This is a genomic window from Burkholderia sp. BCC1985 (genome assembly GCF_905339915.1).
Taxonomy (GTDB): Bacteria; Pseudomonadota; Gammaproteobacteria; order Burkholderiales; family Burkholderiaceae; genus Burkholderia.
On the sequence record NZ_CAJPGY010000097.1, the window covers coordinates 1 to 2,625 of the forward strand.

The 2,625-nt window shown below is 62.5% G+C and carries 1 protein-coding gene and 2 pseudogenes; 1 reads left to right on the forward strand and 2 read right to left on the reverse strand.

Annotated features, from left to right (window positions below):
- A partial coding sequence (locus U4Z31_RS36740; RefSeq protein WP_321812970.1) for a methyl-accepting chemotaxis protein occupies window positions 1-1,146 on the reverse strand: 1,146 nt, incomplete at its 3' end.
- Between the two features lie 558 nt (window positions 1,147-1,704).
- A pseudogene (locus U4Z31_RS36745) lies at window positions 1,705-2,002 on the reverse strand (H-NS family nucleoid-associated regulatory protein).
- A 71-nt stretch (window positions 2,003-2,073) separates the two neighbouring features.
- Here U4Z31_RS36745 and U4Z31_RS36750 point away from each other — a divergent pair.
- Window positions 2,074-2,625, forward strand: a pseudogene (locus U4Z31_RS36750) (IS5 family transposase); the annotation flags it as partial.

The following is a 2,625-nucleotide window of genomic DNA, read 5'->3' on the forward strand; positions in this document are numbered from 1 at the left end:
TTCGTTGAGGATCGCGAGCTTTGCGTTCACCGAACCGGCCGCGTCCATCACGCTGCGCATGGTCTCGCCCATCCGCGTGAGGCCGCTCTGGCTCACGCCCGCGAGCGTCGCCGACTGCTCGGCCACGCCGTTCACCTCGTTCATCGTGCGCAGCAGATCGCGTGACGTCGCGAAAATTTCGCGCGACGTCGCACCGATCTCGGTCGTCGTCGCCGCGGTTTCATTGGCGGTCGCCTGCTGCTCGCGCGACGTCGCCGCGATTTCGGCGACCGACGTCGTCACCTGCAGCGACGACTGCTGCGCCTGCGACACGAGGCTCGCGAGCTGTTCGGCCATCCGGTTGAAGCCGTCCTGCAGCGTGCCGAATTCGTCGCTGCGGCGCAGGTCGAGCCGCTGCGCGAGGTTGCCGGTGCGCATTGCGTCGTGCACCTCGACGAGCCGCGCCATCGGCCCCGTGATCGCGCGGAACAGCGCATAGCCGGTCGCCAGCGCGACCAGCAACACGACGCTCAGCGCGGTCGCGAGCGTCGCTTCCGCCGTGTTGACCGACGTGCGGATCTGCCGTGCCGAATCGTCGGCCTGGCCGCGGTTTTCGTCGACCAGCGCGTCCGCGACACGGACCACGTTCTCCCACGCCGTCGTCACGTGCGCGAAGTTGGCCCGCGCAGCCGCGCGGTCGCTCGCCGCCGCATGCGCTGCGTCGTTCAACAGCGGCAGGTACTGGTCGTATGCGGCCCGGAGCGCGGCGAAGCGCGCCTTGTCGTCGTCGCGGAACAGCGTCGCCTCGTATTGCGTCGACGCCTGATCGAAACGCCGCAGCGCTTCCGGAATCCGATCGAGATCGCGCTTCGTGCCGTCTGAATCGCCGTCGCTGAAGATCGCGCGTTCGACCATCGTATAGCTTTGATTGGTCGCGGCGCGCAGCGACGTCGACAGGTACAGGCCCGGCACCGAATCCCGCTGGAGGCTGTCGGCAGCGGCGTCGATCGCCGTCAATCGGGTGTATGAAATCGCGGCCATGACCAGCATCAGCACGAAGATCGCGCCGAAGCTGAGCACGATGCGCTTGCCGAGCGTGAAGCGTCCGCCGCGCAGCAGGGCGGGCAAAGGGGGCGTGCCGGCGCGGGGCGTCGTCGCAGTGGCCATGTCTATCTCCCGTAGGGCTTGGGTCGCCTGGATCCGGCGGCGCGAAGTGCAGAGAAAACGATTCGGTCGCGGGTCGGCGCGATCGATCGAATCGTTCCGGATGGGTGCCCGATTGCCGACGCCCCGCATGCTGTCATGCGGCGCGTCTGATCGCAATCGAATTTTTTACGCATTGAGCCATGCTTTTTTCATCCCATTAAAGATAGGTCAATACGCAGACGTTTGCGGAAATTTGAAAGGGAGCAGGGGTAGGTTGCTGCCGGTATTTCGGCTGGCCCGCCGACGACGGGGCATCGGCGGCCTGAAATGCGGAACAATGACGCATGATCGAATCGTTTGAAATCTAATTGAAATGTTTCCGATATGGGGATGTGAGCACGACTATCGATTTTCGTGTCGCCCAACTCGTGAAAGCCATGCAAAGACTCTGTAAGTTGGTGAAGAGGCGGCGGGACGTTGGTCGCTGGCAGAGACGCTGACCGAGCGTGGCCTCGATCGTCTCGCCGAATGTTCGACGTCACGCGCTTCGCACGTGAATGCTTGACGGGCTAGACACGATCAATCTTCTCTCGGCCACCAAGGTTTCGCCGGTGGCCGAATCAGGTAATCGTCCAGGTTTTTGTCGGCCAGCCATTTCGGGCGGGCGCCGTGTCCCGTCCACGATTTTCCCGATGACGGATCGTAGTATTTGGCGGGCAGCTTCTTGGGCTTGTCCTTCACAAAACCCGGCCGCCCGCAGCAGTCCCAACTCCGTGATGCCGTATTGCTTGACCAGCTCATGTATTGCGGCCAGTACGGCCGCTTTTTCTTTCTTTCGCGCGTCGTCAAGGAGCAAGTTAAGGAAACACTGATTTATCCGGCTCGGTGGTCATCGCTGACGCAGCCGAGGACGGTGTAGAAGATAGTTCACGGAACGAACCCACGACGATGAAACGGCAAATGAGCTTTGCGGAAGCGGAGAGCGCGGGCAAGAAGCGCGTGACTCGGCGTCAGCGTTTCCTGGACGAGATGGACAAGCTCGTGCCGTGGTCGCGATTGCTGACGGCAATCGAGCGTACTACCCGAAAGGAACTCGCGGCCGCCCGCCGATCGGTCCGGAGCGGATGCTTCGAATCTACTTCCTGCAGCAGTGGTACAGCCTGTCGGACGAAGGGCTGGAGGATGCGCTGTATGACAGCATTGCGATGCGGGCGTTTGCCGGGATTGATCTGGCCGTCGAGAATGTGCCGGATGCGGCGACGCTGATGAAGTTCCGGTGTGCCTGCTTCTCGCACATGACCTGACGCGCAAGCTGTTTGACGAAATTGGCATCTCGCTGTGCGAACGCGGGCTGATGATGAAGGAAAGCACGCTGGTCGATGCGACGATCATCGAAGCGCCGCCGTCGACCAAGAACGCCGAGAAGCGTCGCGATCCGGACATGCATCAAGCGAAGAAAGGCAACGAGTGGCACTTCGGCATAAAGGCGCACATCGGCGT